Origin of the sequence: Paeniglutamicibacter sulfureus (genome assembly GCF_030512175.1) — a bacterium.
GTDB classification, from domain to species: domain Bacteria; phylum Actinomycetota; class Actinomycetes; order Actinomycetales; family Micrococcaceae; genus Paeniglutamicibacter; species Paeniglutamicibacter sulfureus.
Window position 1 is genome coordinate 1,278,753 of sequence record NZ_JAULBL010000002.1, and the last position, 16,337, is coordinate 1,295,089.

General features: G+C 67.9%; 13 protein-coding genes. 8 read left to right on the forward strand and 5 right to left on the reverse strand.

The window, feature by feature from the left end; translation table 11 throughout:
- Positions 1-347 precede the first annotated feature (347 nt).
- Positions 348-1,148, reverse strand: a complete 801-nt coding sequence (locus Q2T94_RS12535) for an SDR family NAD(P)-dependent oxidoreductase (RefSeq protein WP_302264733.1) — start codon at positions 1,146-1,148, stop codon at positions 348-350.
- A gap of 230 nt (positions 1,149-1,378) precedes the next feature.
- Here Q2T94_RS12535 and Q2T94_RS12540 point away from each other — a divergent pair, with 230 nt between their 5' ends.
- Entirely contained in the window at positions 1,379-2,425 is a 1,047-nt protein-coding gene (locus tag Q2T94_RS12540; protein WP_264270044.1) for an ABC transporter substrate-binding protein, read from the forward strand.
- Positions 2,426-2,482: 57 nt separating this feature from the next.
- Here Q2T94_RS12540 and Q2T94_RS12545 read toward each other — a convergent pair whose 3' ends face one another.
- A complete protein-coding gene (locus Q2T94_RS12545; RefSeq protein ID WP_302264735.1) occupies positions 2,483-3,277 on the reverse strand; it encodes an MBL fold metallo-hydrolase in 795 nt (264 codons plus the stop codon).
- 56 nt (positions 3,278-3,333) lie between these two features.
- Between Q2T94_RS12545 and Q2T94_RS12550 the strand changes: the two genes are divergently transcribed.
- The 3 genes from Q2T94_RS12550 to Q2T94_RS12560 are packed head-to-tail and all read left to right on the forward strand — an operon-like array spanning position 3,334 to position 7,549.
- On the forward strand, positions 3,334-4,392 hold the full coding sequence (locus tag Q2T94_RS12550; RefSeq protein WP_302264737.1) for a FecCD family ABC transporter permease: 1,059 nt from the start codon (positions 3,334-3,336) through the stop codon (positions 4,390-4,392).
- Entirely contained in the window at positions 4,389-5,573 is a 1,185-nt protein-coding gene (locus Q2T94_RS12555) for a FecCD family ABC transporter permease (protein ID WP_302264739.1), read from the forward strand. The genes Q2T94_RS12550 and Q2T94_RS12555 overlap by 4 nt, the downstream gene beginning before the upstream one ends.
- Before the next feature lie 8 nt (positions 5,574-5,581).
- On the forward strand, positions 5,582-7,549 hold the full coding sequence (locus tag Q2T94_RS12560) for an SIP domain-containing protein (protein ID WP_302264740.1): 1,968 nt from the start codon (positions 5,582-5,584) through the stop codon (positions 7,547-7,549).
- 22 nt (positions 7,550-7,571) lie between these two features.
- On the opposite strand, the gene Q2T94_RS12565 is transcribed toward Q2T94_RS12560, so the two are convergent.
- On the reverse strand, positions 7,572-8,039 hold the full coding sequence (locus Q2T94_RS12565; RefSeq protein WP_264270039.1) for a MarR family winged helix-turn-helix transcriptional regulator: 468 nt from the start codon (positions 8,037-8,039) through the stop codon (positions 7,572-7,574).
- 107 nt (positions 8,040-8,146) lie between these two features.
- Between Q2T94_RS12565 and Q2T94_RS12570 the strand changes: the two genes are divergently transcribed.
- Positions 8,147-10,075, forward strand: coding sequence for an ABC transporter ATP-binding protein (locus tag Q2T94_RS12570; RefSeq protein WP_302264742.1), 1,929 nt, complete (start codon positions 8,147-8,149; stop codon positions 10,073-10,075).
- Between the two features lie 101 nt (positions 10,076-10,176).
- On the opposite strand, the gene Q2T94_RS12575 is transcribed toward Q2T94_RS12570, so the two are convergent.
- Positions 10,177-10,455 (reverse strand): HPr family phosphocarrier protein, encoded by a 279-nt coding sequence (locus Q2T94_RS12575; RefSeq protein ID WP_302264744.1) that lies wholly within the window; start codon positions 10,453-10,455, stop codon positions 10,177-10,179.
- Positions 10,456-10,535: 80 nt separating this feature from the next.
- Positions 10,536-12,221, reverse strand: coding sequence for a phosphoenolpyruvate--protein phosphotransferase (ptsP, locus tag Q2T94_RS12580; RefSeq protein WP_302264746.1), 1,686 nt, complete (start codon positions 12,219-12,221; stop codon positions 10,536-10,538).
- A gap of 145 nt (positions 12,222-12,366) precedes the next feature.
- Here ptsP and Q2T94_RS12585 point away from each other — a divergent pair, with 145 nt between their 5' ends.
- The 3 genes from Q2T94_RS12585 to Q2T94_RS12595 are packed head-to-tail and all read left to right on the forward strand — an operon-like array spanning position 12,367 to position 16,289.
- A complete protein-coding gene (locus tag Q2T94_RS12585) occupies positions 12,367-13,089 on the forward strand; it encodes a TetR/AcrR family transcriptional regulator (protein WP_302264748.1) in 723 nt (240 codons plus the stop codon).
- Between the two features lie 60 nt (positions 13,090-13,149).
- Positions 13,150-15,147 (forward strand): PTS mannitol transporter subunit IICBA, encoded by a 1,998-nt coding sequence (locus Q2T94_RS12590; RefSeq protein ID WP_302264749.1) that lies wholly within the window; start codon positions 13,150-13,152, stop codon positions 15,145-15,147.
- Positions 15,144-16,289: a mannitol-1-phosphate 5-dehydrogenase gene (locus Q2T94_RS12595; RefSeq protein ID WP_302264750.1), complete on the forward strand. Its 1,146-nt coding sequence runs from the start codon at positions 15,144-15,146 to the stop codon at positions 16,287-16,289. The genes Q2T94_RS12590 and Q2T94_RS12595 overlap by 4 nt, the downstream gene beginning before the upstream one ends.
- Positions 16,290-16,337 lie beyond the last annotated feature (48 nt).

Genomic DNA, 16,337 nt, shown 5'->3' on the forward strand with positions numbered 1-16,337 from the left:
TCCGATGGTGGGGCTGCTGATCGAGGCGCCCGGCAATTAGCGAACTACCTCGTTGCGTAAATGAACTTGGTTGAAACGCTATAGATAAGGCATGCCTATGAGCAAACCGGACAACCGCCATGGGTTGTTGTCGCGGGCCGTCCGGAAGGCAAGGGTTGCCTAATGTCCACCGCGAAGACGGGAAAAATGCGCACTTTTCGGTACCGAAAGTAATCTCCGTCATATTGCGTTATACGTCTCGAAAGTGACGTGGGCATGGACCGAGTGCCGGGCGCAATGGCGCGCCGGAAGTCGTATTGCTCCGATTCGCGGGATGTGTGGCCGGCGGGCCCGAATGACAGTCCTCGTCAGCGTCCGCGCCGGGCCATGCGCTCCACCAAGGCGTCGGGCGCGATCCGTGCCAAGCCGGCGGCGATCTTGTAGCGCTTTGAGGGGATCGATATCGATTTTCCTGCTTCGCTGTCGCCCAGGGCCCGGCGCACCACGTCCGGTGCGTTCAGCCAGCCCCATGCCGGAATCCTGGACTTGTCGACACCCATGCGGTCGTGGAATTCAGTGCGCACGAAGCCGGGGCACGAGGCGGTGACGGAGATGCCGCGCTCGGCATAGAAGACGTTGGCCCACCTGCTGAAGTTCACCATCATGGCCTTCGCTGCCGAGTAGCTCCCGCGCGGAGTGAAGGCAGCAACCGAGGCAACATTGATGATCCGGCCGCCGCCGCGGGTGCCCATGGCGTCGATCGCCGCATGAATCAGGACCAGCGGCGTCTGGGTGTGGATGCGCAGGTGAGCTAGTTCTTCGCCGAGGTCGTTGTTGGCAAAGTTCCCGCGCAATCCGAACCCTGCGTTGTTGACCAGTAGTGACACGGGGCTTGATTCCAATGCGAGGCGGGCGGCAACCGCCGCAGTCCCCTCGTCCGTCACCAGGTCCGCGGCCAGTACTTCCACGTGAACGGCAAACTGTGCGTGCAGTCGTGCTGCCACCTCATCCAGACGGGCTTTGTCGCGCGCCACGATGACCAGGTCGTGGCCTTGCGCGGCGAGCTGCGTGCAGAACTCGGCACCGAGTCCCGCCGTAGCCCCGGTGACCAAGGCCGTGCCCCGGCTGCGATGAGGATTCCTGGGTTCCGGCGGCGATATTTCATTCATAAAGTGAGCCTAGTCACCAAAGGTTGGGTTGACGTGCGAAATGACGGGAAATTGTCCCCCTGCGTCGTGACCCGTTATGACCAATTAGGGCCGAGTCGTGTTGCGTATTAGGTTTTAGTGAGGTTAGCCTTACTCGGCGGGCCATTGTGAATTGGCTCATCACCGGACCTGCCAATCAAGCTCTGACTCCCTCGTTTTCACCGCTGAATCGCAAAGGATTCCACACTCACATGAAGTTCACTCGACGCGCCGGCCTCATCGCCGCAGCCACAACCGCCCTTGCCTTGACCCTCAGTGCCTGCGGCGGGTCCGCCGACAGCGCCCCGGCGAGCAGCACCGCTGCTGCAAGCGACGCATTCCCGGTCAGCATCAAGCACATCTACGGCACCACCGAAATCACCGAGAAGCCCGAACGCGTGGCCACGGTTTCCTGGGTCAATGCCGATGCGGTGCTGGCATTGGGTGTTGTTCCGGTGGCAATGGCCGAGGACACCTGGGGCAACAACAAGCAGGGCTCGACCGACTGGAAGGATGCCAAGCTCGCCGAGCTCGGCGCCTCCATCGGAAGCGAGAAGGCGCCTGTGCAGTACTCGGAGGCCGACGGCGTGAACTTCACGGCCCTGGCCGAGGCGCAGCCCGACCTGATTGTGGCCGGCTACTCGGGTCTGACGAAGGACGAGTACGAGAAGCTTTCGAAGATCGCGCCGGTCATCGGTCCGGTTGCACCGAACTACACCGCCGGCTGGCAGGACGTGACCACCGCAGTTGGCCAGGCCCTGGGCAAGGACGCCGAGGCCAAGGACGTCATCACCGGCGTCGAGGGCAAGATCACCGCGGCCGCCGAGGCGAACCCGGTCTTCAAGGACACCACGTTCATCGCCGGAAACCTGGAACCTTCCGACAACACCATCAGCCTCTACGCCACGGGGGATTCCCGCCCGCGATTCCTGACCGCACTGGGCATGACCCAGGCCGAGATCGTCGACGAGAACGTCAAGGACGGCGAGTTCTTCCTGCCGTGGGCCGCCGAGCGCGCCAACGAGCTCGAGGCCGATCTGTTCTTCACCTGGGCCGACGAGGCCACGGGCACCGACGCCATCGTCAAGAACAAGCTCTTCTCCCAGATCCCCGCCGTGGACAAGGGCGGACTGGTGGCCGCGGCCAACGACATGGAGGTGCTCGCCATCTCGGCAGCATCCCCGCTGTCGGTGCCATACGCCATCGACAAGGTCGTCCCGGTGTTCGCCGCGGGCGCCCAGGCAGCCGCAGGCAAGTAGCCTGCACACCCCCCACCCACGCACCGGCACCGAACAGGCGGGAACCCACACTCAATGTCAGGAAGCTTCGGACTCCTTGAGGTAGTGCAATTGCGCTGCCACCGAGATCTCGGCCGCCCGGCGCACCAGGGGATCCACGTCCGCGTAGACCGCCTCGGTGACCTGGGCGATGGTGGGCTCCTGGCCGGAACGGCTCCGGATCTGCGCCAGCGCGGCGCGGATCTGGGCCAGTCGTTCGTGCCGGTGCGCGCGGTACTCGCGCACGATCCCGTGCAGCGACTCCAGCACCGGGCCGTGCGCGGGCAGCACCAACGCATCGGGTCCCGCCTCCAGCTTGTCCAGCGAGGACAGGTAGTCGCCCAGCGTGCCGTCGGGAGCATCGAGGACGGTGGTGCCGCGGCCCAGGATGGTGTCGCCGGTGAGCATCGAGCCGTTGGCCCCGTCGTCGGGCAACAGGAAGCACAGAGAGTCGGAGGTGTGTCCCGGGGTTTCCAGGACCCGCAGCCGCAGGCCGGCCGCATGGATTTCCTCCCCGTCCAAAAGCACCTCGCCCCCGCGGCAATGCTCGGGCAGGGCGGCGCGCACGGGAGCGCCGGTGAGCCGGTGCAGCGTGTCGATGCCCTCGGTGTGGTCAGGGTGCCGGTGCGTGATGAGGATCAGTTCGACGGATTCGGCGGCCAGCGCCGCCAGGTGCCCGGCGTCGTCGGGACCCGGGTCCACGATCACCGCGTGTTCGGATCCCTCCGCGCGCAACACATAGGAATTGGTGCCTTCCAGCGACATGGGGCCGGGATTCGGCGCCAGGCGGAAGGCTGCCTGGCCGGAGGCCACGGTGGGTTGCTGCATGCTCATGGCCCCCAGTCTAGGGCCACCGCGCTTCGCCCCGTCCGAGCTCTGGCGGCAAAGCGATGAGTGCATCCGTTGACACCGCGAACCCCTCGGCAGCTTCCACCCGGACCGGGCGCGGGGAATCGCCCCTGCGCGCCCCGGCGATCGGCCTGGGGTTGCTGGCGGTCCTGGTGCTGGCTGTCTTCCTCTCCCTGCTCATCGGCGCACGCCCCCTCGCCCCCTCCACCGTCTTCGATGCCCTGGCCAACCTGGATCCCGCCAACGGGGACCACGCGGTCATCGCCTCGCGCATCCCGCGCACCGTCGCCGGGCTGCTGATCGGCGCCGCACTGGGGCTGGCCGGGGCCGGGATGCAGGGCATCACCCGCAACCCGCTGGCCGACCCCGGCATCCTGGGCGTCAACGCCGGTGCCGCGCTGGCAGTGGTGCTGGGCATCCACTTCTTCGCCGTGTCCACATTGCACGGCTACATTCTTTTCGCGTTCGTCGGTGCCGCGGGTGCCTCGCTGTTGGTGTACCTGGTGGCCTCGCTGGGTCGCGACGGCGCCACGGGGCTGAAGCTCGCCCTGGCCGGTGCGGCCATGGCGGCCGGCCTCGGATCCTTGACCAACGCCGTGCTGATGGTCGGCCAGGAGGCCCTGGACCGCTTCAGGTTCTGGCAGGTCGGCACGCTCGGTGCCAGGGAAGTGCCCGAGATGCTGTCGGTCGCGCCGTTCCTGGCGCTCGGCGCCGTCGCGGTGCTGACCGGTGCCAGGCTGTTCAATGCGCTGGCCCTGGGCGACGACTCCGCGGTGGGGCTCGGGTTCCGCGTGGGCCGCGGCCGCGCCCTTTCCGCCGCGGGGGTGGTGCTGCTGTGCGGCGCCGCCACCGCACTGGCCGGGCCCATAGGCTTCGTCGGGCTGATCGTGCCCCATGCCGTCCGCGTGCTGGCCGGCGGGGACTACCGCTGGCTGCTGCCGCTGTCCATGATTGCCGGCCCGGTGCTGTTGCTGCTTGCCGACGTGGTGGGCCGGGTCATCGCCCCGCCGGCGGAAATCCAGGTCGGGGTCATGACAGCGGTGCTGGGTGCGCCGCTCTTCCTCTGGTTGCTGCGCCGCGGAAAGAAGGTCACGCTGTGAGTCGCCAGATGATCGCCGGAACCGGCCGCACCGCCGGCCCCGCGCCTGCGCCGGACCCCGCGGTGGAACCCGACGAGGTTGCGCCCGCAGCTGCCGTTCCCGCTCCCGCGCCCGTCTCCGGAGCGATCCCGAAGCCCCGGCGAGGGCCCCGCTTCCCGCCGGAAACCGGTGGTGTGCGCCGGCCGCGCGGCAAGCGCCGCCCGGGACCGATGGCACGCGTGAACCTGCTGGCCTCGGCCGGCATCTTGGTGGCCGTCGTGCTGAACCTGGTGGCAGGGCGCCACCCCTTCGCCGTGGCCGAGCTGTTGTCCGCACTGTCCGGGGAACGGGTCCCCGGGGTCTCGTTCATGCTCTGGGAGGACCGGTTGCCACAGGCAGCCGTCGGGATCCTGGCCGGGGCCGCGTTTGGCGCCTCCGGAGCCATCTTCCAGCGCATGTTGCGGAACCCGCTGGCCAGTCCCGATGTCATCGGTGTCGGCTACGGGGCGTCCGCCGCCGCGGTGGCGGGGATGTTGTTCTTCGGCGCCCAGGGAATCGGGCTTTCGCTCATTGCCTGTGCCGGCGCCTTGGCCGTCGCCCTGCTGATCTACGCCATCGCCGACTCCGGCAAGCACACCGGGGCGCGGCTGATCCTGGCAGGGATCGCGGTGGCCGCGATGCTGCAGGGAATCATCCAGTACCTGCTCACCCGCACCGACGTGCGCACGGCGGGCGACGCACTGCGCTGGCTGACCGGCTCGCTGTCGGCCAGCACCTGGGAGCGGGCGGGAATGCTGGCCGCCGCGCTGGCGATCCTGTTGCCGCTGCTGGTGCCCGCCGCCGCGAAGCTGCGGATCCTTGAATTGGGCGACGACACCGCCGCCGGGCTGGGACTTCACGTGCGGGGCACCCGGCTGGGGCTGATCCTGCTCGGGGTCGGACTCACGGCGGTGGCCACCGCCGTGACCGGCCCGCTGGCCTTCGTCTCCTTCCTGGCCGGGCCGCTGGCCCTGCGCCTGTGCAAAGGTCGCAGCCACCTGGGGTCCGCCGCGCTCGTGGGAGCGCTGCTGGTCACGGCCGCCACGTTCATCGCCACCAATATCCTGCACGACATACAATTGCCAGTCGGCGTCGTCACCGGCGCACTGGGAGCACCATTCCTGATCTGGGTCTTGGTGCGCGCCAACAAGGAAGGAAGCTGAGAGCACGCATGGCACTTCTCGAAGCACAGGACCTCACACTCGCCTACGATTCGGTGAGCATCGTCGACGAGCTCTCGTTGGAGCTGCCCAAGGGCGAGGTGACGATCATCGTGGGCGCCAACGGCTGCGGAAAATCCACGCTGCTGCGCGGGCTCTCCCGGCTGCTGAAGCCCGCCGGGGGACAGGTGCTGCTGGACGGGGAGGACATCCACTCCCGCCCGGCCCGCGAGGTTGCCAAGATGCTGGGGCTGCTGCCCCAAACCCCCACGGCACCCGACGGGATCACGGTGCGCGAGCTGATCGGCCGCGGCCGCTACCCGCACCAGGGCTGGTTCAAGCGCTTCTCCGCCCAGGACGAGGCGGCGGTGGACCGCGCCATGAACCTCACCGGCACCACGGACCTGGCCGAACGCCCCATCGACGAGCTCTCCGGCGGGCAGCGCCAGCGCGTCTGGATCGCCATGGCCCTGGCCCAGGAAACCGAGCTGCTGCTGCTTGACGAGCCGACCACCTACCTGGACGTGGCGCACCAGCTGGAGGTGCTCGATGTCATCTCCGAGCTCAACCGTTCCCGCGGCACCACCGTGGTGATCGTGCTGCACGACCTGAACCTGGCCGCCCGCTACGCCGACCACCTGGTGGCGCTGAAGCACGGCAAGATCGTCGCTGCCGGGCACCCGGCGGCGGTGGTCACCGAGGACATGGTCAAGAACGTCTTCGGCATGCCGTGCCGGGTCATCCCGGACCCGGTGGCCGGAACCCCGCTGGTGCTGCCGATCGGCCGGCACCGGGTGCTGCGCGCCGAGTCGGTGCTGGCCTCCAAGGGCATCTACCGCACGCAGAATCCCGATGCCGGGCTCGAGGCGGGTTCCGTGGCCTCCGTTCCCGCACTTGACCCGTCACCGGCAACCGGCATCGACGATCCGGCAGGGTCGGGGACCGAGGCATCTCAGGCGGCACGCGCCGACGGGCTGCAGCGCGCCGAGGAAATCAGCGAAATGCTGGCCTTCTCCACCCGGGTCCTGGCCACCCACGAGCTCAGCGACAACTACCGCCGGATCACCCTCTCCGGCGCCGACCTTGCGCACTTCGGTGCCGGGGACGTCCCGCTGGATCTGCGCATCAAGCTCATGATCCCGCCGACGCCCCAGCCGGGTGCCGCGGCCCCGGAAACGGCCGGCCACTTCGATTCCCTGCGCCCGGGTGCCTGGCTCAACGCCGAGGACGCCGGCGGCTGGTACCGCCGCTGGCTGGCGCTGCCGGCCGAAACGCGGGGCGACATGCGCACCTACACCGTGCGGGCGCTTCGCGCCGCGGGGCATCGGGACAACCGCGGGGAGCATGCGGAAATCGACATCGACTTCGTGCTGCACCTGCGCACCGAGGGCGGCAAGCTGGTCGGCGGACCCGCCACCGTGTGGGCCGCCCAGGCTCAGGTCGGCGACGGCATGCTCCTGCTGGGCCCCAACGCGGGGTTGTGCGACGAAAACTACGGCGGCATAGAATTCCGCCGCGGGGCAGCCAAGCGCATTCTGCTGGCAGGGGACGAGACCGCGGCCCCGGCCATCTGCTCCATCCTCGAGGCGCTGCCGGCCGGCGTCACCGGACATGCGCTGATCGAGGTCCCCGATACCGGCGACATCCAGGGATCCTCGACCCGTTCGGGCGTGTCCGTGCAGTGGCTGCCGCGCGGATCCCACCCGCACGGCGAGCTGCTGGCCGCCGCGGTGCGCGACATCGTGGCGATTCCCGCCGCGGGTGCCGTGATGACCGGGGCCGACCCCGAGGACGTCGACGTGGACGAGCAGATCCTGTGGGAGACCGCCACGGTTTCCACCCAGCCGTTCTATGCCTGGCTGGCCGGGGAGGCGGGCGTGATCAAGGAGATGCGCCGCTACCTGGTGCGCGATGCCGGCATGGACCGCAAGCAGGTGGCCTTCATGGGCTACTGGCGCCGCGGCAAGTCCGAGGGCTAGCCGCGGCGTCGGGTCCCGGTTCCTAACGCCCTGGGGTGCCGGAGAGCTTCTCCAGGATCCGGGCGAGCTCCGCGCGTTCCTGGGCATCGAGGCGACCGAAATACTCCTCGGTGTGCAGGCGCCTTGCTGCCCGCACGCGCTCGCTCAGTCCCATCCCTTCCTCGGTCAGGCTCACCAGCGTGGCACGGCGGTCCAGCGGGTCCGGGCGCCGGATCACCAGCTGCTTGGCCTCCAACTGGTCGATGACCTCGGTGGCCGAACGCGGGGCGATGCGCAGGCGCTCGGCGATCTCCTTCAGCCGCATGCCCGCCCCGGAGGCAGGGTCGGAGGAATTGCCGTGCTGGGCCAGGGACCGCATGGCGCGGGACTGGTGCGGGGTCAGCTCGAACGGGGCCAGCCTGGCCGACCAGGTCTGGCGCAGTGAGCGCCAGGCGCGGTGGAAAAGCTCGGACAGGTCCCCGGGAGGTGCGGAATTGCTGCTGAATGGCATGCCCCCAGACTACAACAAATTTGACCTGTAACCACATAGTGAGGTAACCTCAACGATGACGGGGTGCCAATCACGCACCCCCACGACCACCACGAAAGGTGGTGCACATGTCGGAATCGAGACCCTCTTCCGGCGCGGCCCGTTCGGGCCCCTCCGCCAACAAGCAGCATGGCTCGTCCGACCCCGGCCGCGGGGGAGGACCCGGCGGCCCCGTCGCCCGCCTGAACCCGGCCGACCTCAAGCAGGTCAGGCTCCATCCGGTGAAGCCCTCCCGGATCGCCGCCCTGTTCGCCCCGCACAAGCTCGCCATCGCCATCGTGGTGCTGCTGATCTCGGCGGCCTCGGTCATTGGGCTGGCCCAGCCGTTCCTGATCCGCGCCATCATCGACGACGCGCTGCCGCAGCAAAACACCGTGCTGCTCGCCTGGCTTGCCGGCGGGCTGGTGGCCGTCGCCGCGGCGACCGCGGCCATCGGCGTGGTGCAGACCTGGATGGCCACCAAGATGGGCCAGAAGGTCATGCACACCCTGAGGACCAGGCTCTTCACGCACCTGCAGGCCCAGTCGCTGGGATTCTTCACCCGCACCCGCGGCGGGGAGGTGCAGTCGCGGCTGGCCAACGACATTGCCGGAATGCAGTCGGTCGTCACCTCCACTGCCACCTCGGTGGCCTCCAACCTGACCACGGCGGTGGCCACCGCCATCGCGATGGCGGCTCTCTCCTGGCGGATGAGCCTGCTCTCGCTCATCGTGCTGCCCCCGGCCATCTGGCTTTCGCGCAAGGTGGCGCTGATGCGACGGGACATCACCACCGCGCGCCAGCAGGAACTGGCGGGCATGTACACGCAGATCGAGGAGGGGCTCTCGGTCTCCGGCATCCGGCTGGCCAAGACCCTGGGCACCACTGGGCGCGACGTGGCCCGCTTCTCCGCTTCCTCGCACCGCCTGGTCGACTTGGAGCTGCGCAGCCAGCTTGCCGGTCGCTGGCGCATGGCCACCATGGGCATCGTCTTCGCGGCGATTCCCGCGCTCATCTACCTTGCGGCCGGATTCCCTGCGACCAGTGGAGGGATGACCATCGGCACGCTGGTCGCGTTCACGGCGCTTCAGGGCGCGATTTTCAGGCCCATCATGGGGCTGCTGAACGTCGGGGTCCAGTGGGTCACCGCGATGGCGCTGTTCAGCCGCATCTTCGAATACCTGGACATGGACCCGGAGCTCAAGGCGCCGAAAAACCCCGCGCGGGTCGATCCGGACCAGGCGGCAGGGCGGGTGCGCTTCGAGGGCGTCGGCTTTGCCTACGGGGACGGACCCGCGGTACTGCGCGGGATCGATCTGGAATTGGCCCCCGGCACCGCCACCGCGATCGTCGGACCCACCGGTTCGGGCAAATCCACGCTCGGTGCCCTGCTGCCACGGCTGCATGACCCCGGCAGCGGGAGGATCACCATCGACGGCGTCGACGTGCGCGAGATGGCCCCGGAGACGCTGGCGCGCATCGTGGGCGTGGTCTCCCAGGAGACCTACCTCATCCATGCCTCGATCCGCGAGAACCTGTTGTTGGCCGACCCGGACGCCGACGACGCGACACTGTGGAAGGCGCTGGCCGGCGCGCAGATCGCCGACCTCGTTGCCGGGTTGCCGGAGGGCCTTGGCACGCTGGTCGGCGCGCGCGGCCACCGCTTCTCCGGTGGCGAGCAGCAGCGCCTGGCCATCGCCCGCACCATCCTGCGCAATCCGCGGGTATTGGTGCTCGACGAGGCCACCAGCGCGCTGGACAACAACACCGAGGCGCTGGTGCAGGAGGCCCTTGACCGGCTGGCCGCCGGGCGCACCACGCTGATGATCGCCCACCGCCTCTCGACCGTGGAGAACGCCGACCAGCTGGCGGTGCTCGATGCCGGGGAGATCACCGAGCGCGGACGTCCGGCGGAATTGCGGGCATCGGGCGGCGCCTTTGCCCGGCTGCTGGCCGCGTCGGCCGCCTCGGCCACGTCGGCTGAGGCCGAGACAAGGGTGGCCGGCGCGAGCGTCTAGGAAGCGCGGGCAGGCGACAGGATTAAGCGCCGATGGCGTGGAGCGCGGCAATCAATGCGCGTTCCACGCCATCGGCGTTGGTGCTTGGGCGAGGGGGGCGGCTAGACGGCGTCCAGGTCCGTTTCCAGCAGTGCCACCAGGGAATCCAATGCCTCGTCGGCGCCGTCGCCGGTGGCGCGCAGCACCACTTCGTCGCCCTTGGCCGCGCCCAGGGTCATCAGCGAGAGGATGCTCGAGGCGTCCATGGCCTCGTCCTCCGGAGCGTCCTTGGCCGCGATGGTGACCTCGATGTCGAGGGCTCCGGCGGCCTCGGCGAAGAGGGCTGCGGGGCGGGCATGCAGGCCGGAGGCGCTGGCGATGGTGGCAAGACGTTCGGACATGTTGGGGGTTCTCCTGTTTTTCGAGGGGGGTGTGAAGCGGGCGGGGCAGGAATAATCCTACGGTGCGGCAGGGGAGCGGGTTACAGGCCCAGCTCGGTGAGCTCCGGCAATTGTTCGCGCACCGCGGCGCGTGCGGCCTCGGCGCTCGGGGCGGCCAGGGCCAGCTGCGCCAATTCGCCGGCGCGCTGAAGGGTGACGGTCTTGAGCACCGCGGCAACCGAGGCCAGCGACCTGGGGGACATTGACAGGGTCGAGACGCCCAGGCCGATGAGCACCACTGCCAGCGCCGGGTCCGCCGCTGCCTCGCCGCAGACGCCGACGGGCTTGTTGTTGCCCTCGGCCCGGGAGCCGGCGACGGTCACATCGATTAGCCGAAGCACCGCCGGCTGCCACGGGTTGTTCAGTGCGGCGAGCGGGCCCAGCTGCCGGTCCGCTGCCATGGTGTATTGCGTCAGGTCGTTGGTGCCCAGGGAGGCGAAGGAGACCTTGGAAAGAATGGCCTCGGCGCTGAGCGCGGCCGAGGGAACCTCGACCATCACCCCGGGGGTTGCCAGCCCCGCGTCGGCGCACATGGCGGCGAAGTCGGCTGCCTCGGAAGGCGTGGAAACCATCGGTGCCATGACCCACACCTCGGCGCCGGAAGCGGCAGCCGCGGTGGCGACGGCGGAGAGCTGGCGGGCCAGCACGCCCGGGGACGTGGTGTCGGTGCGGTAGCCGCGAACACCCAGTGCGGGGTTGGGCTCCGAAGCGTCGGTGAGGAACGGCAGCGGCTTGTCGGCCCCGGCGTCCAGCGTGCGCACCACGACCTTCTTGCCCACGAACGCGTCGAAGACGGCCTTGTACTCGGCGACCTGTTCCTCGATGGAGGGCTCGGTGTCGCGGCCCAGGAAGCAGAATTCGGTGCGCAGCAGGCCCACGCCCTGGGCGCCGGCAGCAGCTGCCTTCACGGCGTCCTTGCCACCGCCGACATTCGCCAGCAACGGGACCAGGTGCCCATCGGCCATCACGCCGTTGCCGTCGAAGACCGAGAGCAGCGCAGCGTTCTTCAGCCATGTGGCGACCGCCTGGCGTTCGGTATCGCCGGGTTCGGTGGAAATCGTTCCGGCGGCACCGTCGACGAAGACCTCGGTTCCCGTTTCCAGGGCATCGAGTCCCGGGGCTGCAACCACCGCGGTCAGGCCCAAGTCCCGGGCGATGATGGCGGTGTGCGACTGCGGTCCTCCGCCGGTGGTCAGCAGGGCGATGACCTTCGCCGGGTCCAGGGTGGCGGTGTCGGCGGGGGCCAGGTCCTCGGCGACGAGGATGAAGGGGGTTGCGGAGTCCGGGATGCCCGGGGCGGGCACCCCGCGCAATTCGGCGACGATGCGGGCGCGCACGTCCAGCACGTCGGTGGCGCGTTCGGCCATGTAGCCGCCGAGGGTGATGAGCATCTGGGCGACGGTTTCGCCGGATTCCCAGATGCTGCGTTCGGCGGAAAGCCCGCCGTTGATCATCTTGTTGGCACCCTTGAGCAGCATCGAGTCGGTGGCCATCAAGGCGGTGGCCTCGAGCACGGCCTTGGCCTCGGGGCTGGCGCCGGTTGCGCGGGCGCGCAATTCAGCCTGGACGCGGACGGCGGCTTCCTTGAGCGCTGCGACTGCCTGTTCCGCGGACATCGAGCCGTTCAGCTTTTCCCCTGCAGGCGGTTCGGTCAGCGCCGGGGGCATATGCCTGATGGCTCCGATGACGCGTCCGGGCGTGACGCCCACTCCTGAGAAGTTCAGCACTTATGTTCCTCGATCCGCTGGGATGCTCTTGGTTGCTTGGGGTGGCGATTGCGAGATGTAGCCGGGAATCACGCCTGGACTCGAGCATAATCCCGGTGTGTGATCCTCTTCATATAGCAATGTTATAGGTGCTAGGGTAGCAGTCATGAGTTTAGACTTCCAGCTTCCGCCAAGGGAAAGGCTGCTTCAGGCCGCCGTCGAACTTTTGGCGAATTCGGACGGGGCTCCTGTCTCGACCCGGAAAATCACCGAGCTGGCGGGGGTCACGGCGCCGACGCTGTACCACCACTTCGGGGACAAGGAAGGACTGTTCGACGCGGTTGTTGCCGTGGGTTTCGACCAATACGTCGCCAGTGAAACGGGCCTTGTCGCCACCGGAAAACCCCTCGACGACGTGCGGCGCATGTGGGACCAGCACGTGCGCTTCGGCATGGAGCAGCCGCATATGTACCTGGTGATGTTCGGCAACGTGCGCCCCGGAAACCGGTCCAACCGGCTGGCCGAGGCCGAGGCCTTGCTGCGGGACAAGCTGGATCGGGCAGCGGAGGCGGGCCACCTTAATGTGGCCCCAGCGGACGCGGTGCGCAGCATCCTGGCGGCGAACATCGGGGTCACCTTGATGCTCATCGCCGAGCCGGCCGCCGAGCGGAACTTCGAGCTCTCCGACATGACCCGCGATGCAGTGATCACTGCGGTGTCCTCGGAGGCCGGCATCACCGACTCCGCTTCCCCGGTGGAGACCTCCTCGGTCGTCGTGGCGGCCATTGCGTTGAACGCTGCCCTGGAGTCCTCCAACCCACAGCAACTGTCCAACACCGAAATGAAGATGTTCCTCGAGTGGCTGCACCGCATTTCCAAGACGTCGTAACCGTCCAGAATTGTCCGCCTATTACCTGCGACGCCGCAGGACAAACGATTAGGAAAAATCATGGCAACACCAACTGAGGCCGCCCCCCGGGCCGGCCTGCGGGTCAGGGTGCAGAAGTTCGGCACCTTCCTTTCGGGGATGATCATGCCCAACATCGGGGCGTTCATCGCCTGGGGTTTGATCACCGCGCTGTTCATTCCCGACGGGTTCTTCCCCAACGAGCAACTTGGCTCGCTGGTGGGCCCGATGATCACCTACCTCTTGCCGCTGCTGATCGGCTACACCGGCGGCAAGATGATCCACGGGGTGCGCGGCGGCGTCATCGGCGCGATCGCGACCATGGGCGTCATCGTCGGCGCCGACATCCCGATGTTCATCGGCGCGATGATCATGGGTCCGCTCTCCGCACTCGTCATGAAGAAGCTCGACGGCGTGTGGGAGGGACGGGTCAAGCCCGGCTTCGAGATGCTCATCGACAACTTCTCCTCCGGCATCGTCGGGGCGATCATGGCGATCTTCGGCATGCTGCTGATCAATCCGCTGGTCATTGCCTTCTCCAACGGCGCCGGCGCCGTCGTGCAGTTCCTGGTCAACAACGGCCTGCTGCCGCTGACCAGCATCTTCATCGAACCGGCCAAGGTCCTGTTCCTGAACAACGCCATCAACCACGGCATCCTCACCCCGCTGGGGACCGAGCAGGCCCTCGAGCAGGGCAAGTCCCTGCTCTTCCTGCTCGAGGCCAACCCCGGCCCGGGCTTCGGCATCCTGTTGGCGTACTCGATCTTCGGCAAGGGGCTGGCCAAGGCCTCGGCCCCCGGCGCCGCACTGATCCAGTTTGTCGGCGGCATCCACGAGATCTACTTCCCGTACATCCTCATGAAGCCCATCATGATCCTCGCCGCGATCGGCGGCGGCATGAGCGGGATCTTCATGCTGGTGCTCACCGGCGGCGGACTGCGTGCCCCGGCGGCCCCGGGCAGCATCTTTGCCGTCTTCGCGATGACGGCGTCCGACAGCTACCTGGGCGTCACCCTCGCGGTGGTGGCCGCCACCGTCGTCTCGTTCCTGATCGGTTCCTTCCTGCTGAAGATCTCCAAGGCCCCCGAGGGCGACGGACTCGGCGAGGCCGCAGCCAAGATGGAAGCCATGAAGGGCAAGAAGAGCTCGGTTGGTTTCGCGTTTGCCGGCGAGACGGGCAACGGTCCGGTCCGCAGCGTTGTCTTCGCCTGCGACGCCGGCATGGGATCGAGCGCCATGGGCGCCTCGGTGCTGCGCAACATGTTCAAGAAGGAGGGGCTGGCCGAGGTAAAGGTCACCAACTCCGCCATCTCAAACCTTTCCGACACCTACGACATCGTGGTGACCCATCAGGACCTGGCCGCCCGTGCAGCACCCGTGACGGCCAGCGCCGTGCACGTCTCGGTGGACAACTTCATGAACAGCCCTCGCTACGAGGAGATCCTCGAACTCGTCAAGTCCCGCAACGCGGAGCCCCAGGACGCCGTGAGCGTGGGTGCGCCGGCGGCAACCGAGGGTGCGCAAGCCGGCGAGGCACCGGCGGCCACCGCCCGGCACACGGCGAAACCGGCTGCTACCGAGCAGGACGCCCCGGCCCCGGCACGTCCCGAGGTCCTGGCGAGTGAAAGCATCATCTTGTCCGGCAGCGCCGCAACGCGCGACACGGCCATCGACGAGGCCGGCGCGCTTTTGCTGGCCCGCGGGGCGGTGAACCAGGAATATGTGGCTTCGATGCACACCCGCGAGGCCACCGTGTCCACCTACATGGGCAACTTCCTGGCCATCCCGCACGGCACGAACGAGGCCAAGGGAAACATCGCCAGCTCCGCGGTGTCCATCATCCGCTACCCGGAGGGCATCGACTGGAACGGCAAGGAGGTCAAGTTCGTGGTCGGCATCGCCGGGGTGAACAACGAGCACCTGGCGATCCTGGCCTCGATCGCCCGGGTCTTCACCGACAAGGCACAGGTGGCGCGGCTGGAAGCTGCCACCACGCGTGAGGAAATCCTCGATATCTTCGGAAAGGTCAACGCATCGTGAAGGTAGTACATTTTGGGGCCGGGAACATCGGCCGCGGATTCGTCGGACTGCTGCTGCACCAGGCAGGCTACGAGATCGTGTTTGCCGATGTGGCAGACGCGCTGATCACCGCGCTGGATGCGGCCGAGAGCTATGACGTGCACGAGGTGGGGCAGGAACCGCAGGTGCGCCGGGTCGACAACTTCCGCGCGCTGAACTCCTCCACCCAAACCGGTCGGGTCATCGCGGAGATAGCGACGGCGGACATGGTCACCACCGCCGTGGGGCCGCACATCCTGAAGTTCGTGGCACCGCTGGTTTCCGCCGGAATCGCCAAGCGCGACGGCGCACTGGCTCCACTGCAGGTGATGGCATGCGAGAACGCCATCAACGCCACCGACATCCTTGAAGCCGCGGTGCTGGCTGACGGCGCCTCCGACGCGCCGGCCGTGGGAGCCAAGGCCATCTTCGCGAACACCGCGGTGGATCGCATCGTCCCGAACCAGGCACCAGGCCAGGGCCTGGACGTCACGGTGGAAACCTTCTTCGAGTGGGTCATCGACAAGACCCCGTTCGGGGACGCTGTTCCGCAGATCGCCGGGGCGACGTTTGTGGAGGACCTGGGCCCGTACATCGAACGCAAGCTGTTCACGGTCAACACGGGTCACGCTTCGACGGCATACCTGGGGCATGCCGCGGGGTTGGAGAAGATCTCCGAGGCCATGGCCGACCCGCGGGTCTTTGCCAAGGTTGCCGCGGTGCTGGCCGAAACCAAGTCGCTGTTGGTGTCCAAGCACGGCTTTGCCGAGGCCGACCAAGAGGCCTACGTGCAGAAGATCCTGGCCAGGTTCTCCAACGAGTACCTGCCGGACACCGTGGTGCGCGTGGGCCGGGCGCCGCTGCGCAAGCTCAGCCGGCACGAGCGGTTCATCGGCCCGGCCGCCGAGCTGGCTGAAAACGGCATCAAGCCGGTGGCGTTGCTCGAGGCGATGGGTGCTGCGCTGCGGTTCAACGACCCGGAAGACACCGAGGCCGCCGAAATGGCCGGCATCCTCGCAGCGAATTCCAGTGAAGAGGCCACCGCGAAGATCACCGGCCTTGGAGCCGACCACCCGCTCTTCGGAGCGGTGGAATTACTGGTAAAGGACGTCCAAGCCGGCTAACACCGGGCTTTCGGTCCGTGAACTGGTCGAGGCGTGAAGTAGGGTGCA

Bases quoted from the DNA above. Each gene is read 5' to 3' on its own strand.
- Q2T94_RS12570 (WP_302264742.1), top strand. From the start codon at position 8,147: ATGTCGGAATCGAGACCCTCTTCCGGCGCGGCCCGTTCGGGCCCCTCC.
- Q2T94_RS12535 (WP_302264733.1), bottom strand. From the start codon at position 1,148: ATGAATGAAATATCGCCGCCGGAACCCAGGAATCCTCATCGCAGCCGG.
- Q2T94_RS12565 (WP_264270039.1), bottom strand. From the start codon at position 8,039: ATGCCATTCAGCAGCAATTCCGCACCTCCCGGGGACCTGTCCGAGCTT.
- Q2T94_RS12560 (WP_302264740.1), top strand. From the start codon at position 5,582: ATGGCACTTCTCGAAGCACAGGACCTCACACTCGCCTACGATTCGGTG.
- Q2T94_RS12540 (WP_264270044.1), top strand. From the start codon at position 1,379: ATGAAGTTCACTCGACGCGCCGGCCTCATCGCCGCAGCCACAACCGCC.
- Q2T94_RS12550 (WP_302264737.1), top strand. From the start codon at position 3,334: ATGAGTGCATCCGTTGACACCGCGAACCCCTCGGCAGCTTCCACCCGG.
- Q2T94_RS12585 (WP_302264748.1), top strand. From the start codon at position 12,367: ATGAGTTTAGACTTCCAGCTTCCGCCAAGGGAAAGGCTGCTTCAGGCC.
- Q2T94_RS12545 (WP_302264735.1), bottom strand. From the start codon at position 3,277: ATGAGCATGCAGCAACCCACCGTGGCCTCCGGCCAGGCAGCCTTCCGC.
- Q2T94_RS12590 (WP_302264749.1), top strand. From the start codon at position 13,150: ATGGCAACACCAACTGAGGCCGCCCCCCGGGCCGGCCTGCGGGTCAGG.
- Q2T94_RS12575 (WP_302264744.1), bottom strand. From the start codon at position 10,455: ATGTCCGAACGTCTTGCCACCATCGCCAGCGCCTCCGGCCTGCATGCC.